General features: G+C 41.6%; 7 protein-coding genes and 1 pseudogene. All 8 read right to left on the bottom strand.

Features of this window, described 5'->3' with window-relative positions; genetic code table 11:
- Positions 1-69 precede the first annotated feature (69 nt).
- Positions 70-1,368, bottom strand: coding sequence for a beta-ketoacyl synthase N-terminal-like domain-containing protein (locus QGT73_RS16775; protein ID WP_280123185.1), 1,299 nt, complete (start codon positions 1,366-1,368; stop codon positions 70-72).
- The gene (locus QGT73_RS16770; protein ID WP_068960706.1) at positions 1,356-1,772 is read right to left on the bottom strand and encodes an acyl-CoA thioesterase; all 417 of its coding nucleotides are present in this window, start codon (positions 1,770-1,772) and stop codon (positions 1,356-1,358) included. The genes QGT73_RS16775 and QGT73_RS16770 overlap by 13 nt, the downstream gene beginning before the upstream one ends.
- Positions 1,769-2,227, bottom strand: a complete 459-nt coding sequence (locus tag QGT73_RS16765) for a hotdog family protein (RefSeq protein ID WP_068960705.1) — start codon at positions 2,225-2,227, stop codon at positions 1,769-1,771. The genes QGT73_RS16770 and QGT73_RS16765 overlap by 4 nt, the downstream gene beginning before the upstream one ends.
- Positions 2,217-3,101 (bottom strand): LpxL/LpxP family acyltransferase, encoded by an 885-nt coding sequence (locus QGT73_RS16760; protein ID WP_232321496.1) that lies wholly within the window; start codon positions 3,099-3,101, stop codon positions 2,217-2,219. The genes QGT73_RS16765 and QGT73_RS16760 overlap by 11 nt, the downstream gene beginning before the upstream one ends.
- Entirely contained in the window at positions 3,102-3,344 is a 243-nt protein-coding gene (locus QGT73_RS16755) for an acyl carrier protein (RefSeq protein ID WP_068960704.1), read from the bottom strand.
- A gap of 5 nt (positions 3,345-3,349) precedes the next feature.
- Positions 3,350-4,459: a FlxJ family methyltransferase gene (locus QGT73_RS16750; protein WP_068960703.1), complete on the bottom strand. Its 1,110-nt coding sequence runs from the start codon at positions 4,457-4,459 to the stop codon at positions 3,350-3,352.
- Between the two features lie 60 nt (positions 4,460-4,519).
- Complete coding sequence (locus QGT73_RS16745) at positions 4,520-5,029, bottom strand: hypothetical protein (protein ID WP_135957385.1); 510 nt, start codon at positions 5,027-5,029, stop codon at positions 4,520-4,522.
- A gap of 12 nt (positions 5,030-5,041) precedes the next feature.
- Positions 5,042-6,148 (bottom strand): annotated as a pseudogene (locus QGT73_RS16740) (beta-ketoacyl-[acyl-carrier-protein] synthase family protein); the annotation flags it as partial.
- Positions 6,149-6,265 lie beyond the last annotated feature (117 nt).

The following is a 6,265-nucleotide window of genomic DNA, read 5'->3' as shown; positions in this document are numbered from 1 at the left end:
GAGACCTCTTCGACAAATCGAATTTCAAAAATGTCAATGTTCTCTATGGTTCAAGTGAACCGAATTTATTTAATTTTTAACCCCGTCCATTTTTAGTGGACAGTAGTGATAATCGCCTATTCGTTCCTTGTATAGCGCAGTCAAAAGTTTATCACCCGAAAATTCCAATTTGGCAGACACTCCGTCAATCACTAAAGAATCTTGTGTCAAAACTACCCTATGGGATATTTCAAACTGAGTATTACGAGTTTCAAGTCCACCTTTATCTTTCAGAGATACAAGAATTGAAGCATTCCCTCCACCAAATCCGGAAATCATCTTAATAAACGATGACCTATTTGTTTGCTGCAATGAAGAAGTAATGTTAACTTTTCCGCTTACGCCAAGTTCTTCAAAGTTTCTTGTTCCGAAAATGATGCCATCCTCTACAGAATGCATTGTTAGAATGGTTTCCAATACTCCGGCTGCACCCATGGTGTGACCAAAGTACCCTTTTAAGGCATTTGCCGGCACTTCCGAAAGTCCGGCACGGCTTATGGCTTTTGACTCCATTTGGTCATTATACATGGTAGCCGTACCATGTGCATTTACAACTGCAATGTCATCAAAGGAAGTCCCTTCAATTGTTTTACACAGTGACTGATAAGCTCCCTCTCCTTTAGGTGAGGGGCTGCTTATATGAAAACCATCGTTTCTTATCGCGCCTCCAATTATCTGCCAACAGCCCTTTTGGGGGTGCTTTGATAAAACAAGTGTTGCAGCAGCCTCACCCAAATTAAGACCAAGCCTCTCTATGTCAAAGGGTCTGCATTCTGATTCTGACAAAGCTTTCAAGGACTCAAAACCAGATATAATGAAAGGACTCTGCTCGTCAACACCACAGACGATGACATTGTCTGTCTTGTCAGCATCGATTAGCCGTGTGGCCAAAATGATTGCCGAGACACCTGAAATACACGCATTGCTGACAACTATTGGAGATTGGCTCAAACCTATTTTGTCAGAAATCTTTCTTGCTGCTTCACCTAAATTTATGATATTTTTATCATTTTCGGTGTCTTGGAGAACGCCTACGTTTCCCTTGGTGCTACTAAGGACTAAAACAGTTCGTTCGGAGATTATTTCCGGATGGCTCGTAATGGCACTCATAATTGAGTGATAAGCCAGAGACTCAAAACGAGTGAGATTTTCTTCCTTAAGCCCATCTATTTGTTCCTTTGTAAAAAGAGAGGCGGTAAAGGGAAACGGGATGCCATCAGCAGAATCGAAATGACGCAATGCGGTCTTTCCAAGTCTTACGGCTTGGAAATTTTCCTCTGTTGTGAATCCCATTGGGGATATGATATTATCACCTATTATTGCTGCCATTTTGCTTTCCAGTTCTCAAAAAATTCCGGATTAAATAATACGAGATTATAATCCATGTCCATGAATACTTGGATAGTGCGAGCCTTGCAGTATAGCAGATTGGTTTCCTTATCACGTATTTCGTAGTCAAACACAATCTTGGCAGCCTCAGTTGGACGATACGTTATATCAATTCGGGCCTTTACCCCGTAGCGGAGGGGGAATTTATATTGTATCTGCATGTCCACTATGGGCGCATAATATTGGTTGTCAAGATAGCCTTCATAAGTCAACCCATATTCGTCACCGAATGCCTCGCGTGCATCTTCAAGATATAACGGGTATGCGCCGTGCCATACGACCTTCATCATATCCACTTCGCTGAAGCGAATTTCTATGTCTTTTGATGACGTTAGTTCCATTATTCCTTGATTGCGATTTTTATCTCTGTTGTTGCAATGAGTCTGTCCGGTGTAGTGACCTGCGCTGTTGCCAAAAGCATTCCAAAGACCTCCTCATTGATGGTAACAGAGGTTTCTATGGTTTCACCTACTTTAGGAAGACTATGTGTTTGGAAATTCTTTATTGCTCCAATAAATCCTATCTGAATACCTTTCTTCAGTATATATTGATTTATATAGCCGATTCTTGCAGCACAAGTTTGGGCAATATTTTCAATGATGCCGGAAGCATCCAGCACTCCACCTTCTACAAAAATATTTGACATCAGCACCTGTGTGGTTGTTCTCACGTTGGTCATGTCGAAATGCTCCATCTGTCCTATCATGACAAATGGCTCCTGTTGAGGCAACAATGTGTGAACATCGATTTGCCTTACAAATTCATCTGGCGGGGTTCGCGGATTTATCTCAATTATCATTTTCCCAAAATTCAAAATAGTTATACCACTGAGTCGGATAGATATTTACAACACGCTCCAGTTCATTTACATAAGCCGAACTGAGTTGCCGGATCTGTTCCTTTCTTGGAGCCTGTCCATCGTAACAGAGGGGGGTAACTATGATTTTATATTTCTTAGCAGATATCTTAAGGACATTGACAGCAATTACTTCCAAACCTCTCATCGTGGCTATGCTGAATGGGCCATAGGGAAATTTGGCTTTCTCCCCAAGGAAGTCAATTGCAAGATGTTTGTCGGAACCGAATACACGGTCGGACGGCATACTGACAACCTCTCCGTTGGCCAATGCGGCATTAATTTCAAAGAGATGACCCATGTCTGGGCGAATGGCAATCATATTGATGTTCGTAGTCGAGAACAATTTTTGTCGATTGCGCATGACTGATTCCTTCTCACCGAAAAACACTAACGCATTGAATTTCTTCTTCTCTGCTTTTAATGTATATCCGGCAATTTCATAGTTCCCGATATGCGCACTTAACTGGATAAATCCGTCGGGATTATCTGCTAATCTCAGATAGTTGTCATAGCCATCTATCTCAACTTCGAACTTTTTCCCGGCATACATTGCGAACCTGTCAACGACCACTTGCCCGAACAGACAATGATTGACATAAGTCAGCCATGCAGCCCTTATAATGCCATTTTTTTGACGTTTACGCAAATATCGGTAGATTAGACCTCTACTTGGATTGATTGCCAGACAGACAGGAATAACAAAGATGGATACGAATCCGTAAAGAATCCGTACATCAATGAAACGGAGCATACGGATGAGCCACTTGTGCATCCAACCGTTGCCGTATGTAGTTCCTGCCCACTCTTTTTCCATTTATCCTACCTTGGATTCGATGTAGTCGCAGAACTGACCGAGGGTCTTGACATCTGTCATCTCCTCCGGCTTGATTTTGAATCCGAAGATTTTATCTACAATGACCACGATGTCAACGTAGTCTAGACTGTCAATCCCGAGGTCATCTTTGAGGAGGGCTTCAGCCACGAGATCATCTTCTTCAAGTTCAAGTTCCTCGATCATGAAGCCCTTTACCTTTTCTTCTATTTCTTCTCTTGTCATTACTGTTATTGGTTTATTAGTTTTACTTTTATTATGCTGTGCCCTTGACCCAACCCGTCATAAATTTTTTCTATTTCAAGTCCGGCTTTCTTTATGCACTCTGCAAGATCTTCAGTGTTGTACATTTTACTGTTGCCATTTGCAATGGCTGTAAAATATAGGCTTGTCATAGTCAGACAGAAAGCCGCGGGTTCAAAACGCTGACGGTCCCATAATGTTTCCATTATATAGATTCTGGTGTTGTCACCCATAGCTTCCTTGGCTATTGAAAGAATGCTTACGATTTCTTCCATTGAGAAGCAATCCAGAAACTGGCTCATCCAAATGGCATCGGGCGCGGTTTCGTTTTTGGGGAACTTTGCGGAAGCTTCAAGAAGATTAATCCCATATCCCTTTATGCGATTGGCTCCTTCTTTCCCGGATGTATTCGTTTCCATCAGCTTGATTTGCTGAGGAAGATCCAATATGGTTACCTCAACGTCATTATCATATGCAACACACTGGAGAGCCCATTTGCCGGTATTACCACCGACATCATATAGCGACCGTGTCTTATTCTTCTTAAATACAATTTCGAGAGCTTCTGGAAATGACGAATCACTGTAAAAATGGTCAAATCCGAACCATGACTTTTGCACTTGCTCCGGAAGGCTGGATAAGCCCTCGTAAACTGTTGGCCAGTCACCGAAATGTTTTAATCCGGCAGGCTTCCCCTCTTTAAGAGATTCTTCAAGGTGGAACCAGCCTTCGTAGTTAACATCATGATTAAAATCAATATTAACACGTACTGCTGGGTCGTTAATGAGAAACCATCCTGTCTTTGATATTTTGAACCGATCTGTTTCCGGATCTATAAAAAGTATACCGATACAAAGAGCAGCTTCCATCAGACATTTTGCAGCGTATATGGAGATGTTAGTATGTTTCGCGACTTCATCAATGGTCATACCATTATCTGAATCCCGAATTATATCCAAGATTCCCCATTTTAACAAAATGCGAGCAGTCTGGAATACCACAGGGCCAAATGCAATAAACTCTGCAAGACGTTGAGCTTCTCTTGCATTTAGATTGTCTCCTGAATATCTCTTTTTAAGTTCTGGAAATAGATTCATTCAATTTTTGCATTAAAAGTTATGGGACTCCTTAGCCCCATAACTTTATGATTCATTGGTTTACTTAATTTGTTTTACAATTAACTTCCCGAGACTTTCTCCGATGGACTTAAATTGATCTCGAAAGGCAATTTTATCATTGTCGTCTGCATCATCAGATGCAAATGTCATGATTGCGATAGGCTCATCCTGACCCTTTTTCTTCAGGTGAATTTCTCCTTTTATGTCTCCGCCTTTTGAAATGGTTTCCACTACCATTTCAAAGTAGTATTCAGAGTCTGTCTGAGTATCTTTGTCAACAAGACGAACACCATATTCGCCAGTACGCGAATTAGCCTTTTGGAAGAGGTAGTTGAGAGAACCTTCTTCCCAGTCATTGTTTCTGACTGCTTTGTCAAGGAAATCAACAAGTGTACCAGCTTTGCTGTACACAGCACCATCCCAATTGACAATGAACGGAACGCTTTTTGCTCCCTTCAGTTCTGAGAGTGAACCTGTCACGAGTTTGGTCCCTGCTAAAGCAGGGATTGCCATCATGACAATTAAAATTGAAAAGAGTAACTTTTTCATATGATTATTACGTTAGATTATTTTTTTTATCACAAGAGCACTATTTGTTCCACCAAATCCAAATGAGTTGCTGAGTGCAATATCAATTGGCATGTCTATTGTAGATTTAGCTATATTAAGATTAGCTGCATGTTCACTAGGCTCATCCAAATTGATGTTTGGTGCTACAAAACTATTTTGCATCATCAAAACACAATAAACAGCTTCGCTAGCTCCAGCCATCCAACACTCATGACCGGTCATGGATTTGGTAGAGCTTATAAGAGCTTTCTTCCCGCCGAATATCCGGTCTAATGCTATTGCCTCATAGTCATCACCCTGAGGAGTTGAAGTGGCATGTGCATTCACATAATCAACTTCCTCAGCAGAAATACCTGCGTCTGCGAGTGCCCTTTTCATTGCTCGCTCTGACCCTTCATCGCTGGGCTGTGAGATGCCTCCGCCATTTGATGAAAATCCATATCCCACCACTTCAGCAAGAATGTTTGCACCTCTGGCAATGGCGTGGTCATAATCTTCAAGCACCAATGCTGCGGCACCGCCACTGGGAATCAATCCATCCCTGTTCTTATCAAATGGACGTGATGCTTTGGTAGGCTCATCCATTCTTGAAGAGAAAGTGCCAAGAGCATCGAAAGAAGACATTGAGTAGTAGTTGGTTTCCTGAGCACCTCCAACCAATATCATATCTTGAAGACCTTGTTTAATCATCATATATCCAAGACCTATAGAATGAGATCCGCTGGCACAGGCTGCACTTATGGTCATATTAATTCCTTTAAGGTGGAATATGGTGCTGAGGTTCATATTGACCGTCGAGTTCATGGACTGAAAAATAGAACCAGATCCTACTAATGCGGAATCTTTCTTTTCTTTCATTATTTCATGAGCCTCAATGACAGCCTTGGCCGATGAATCGTTACCGAAGATGATACCAACTTCGTTCTCCTTTAGATAGTCATCTGAAATGCCGGCTTCATCAAATGCTTCTTTGGAAGCCATAAACGCATATTCCGACTCTTCGGACATTCCGGTCCTCTGACGCCGGTCGAGAATGCCCTTTAGTTTCGGACGTTCCACAATTCCCGTCAGAGCGGACTGGTAGCCATAGTCTAACCTGAGGTTGTTGCAGAACTATTTCTCAAAAAAAATAGCAAAAGCCTCAACTTTCACAAGCTGAGGCTTTTTTATGTCCATAAAGTTTTGTAACTTTATGGTATTCAAAACTATTGAATA

It is taken from the genome of Duncaniella muricolitica, from assembly GCF_910574735.1.
Classification (GTDB): domain Bacteria; phylum Bacteroidota; class Bacteroidia; order Bacteroidales; family Muribaculaceae; genus Duncaniella; species Duncaniella muricolitica.
This window is presented reverse-complemented; position numbering and strand designations above follow the sequence as displayed.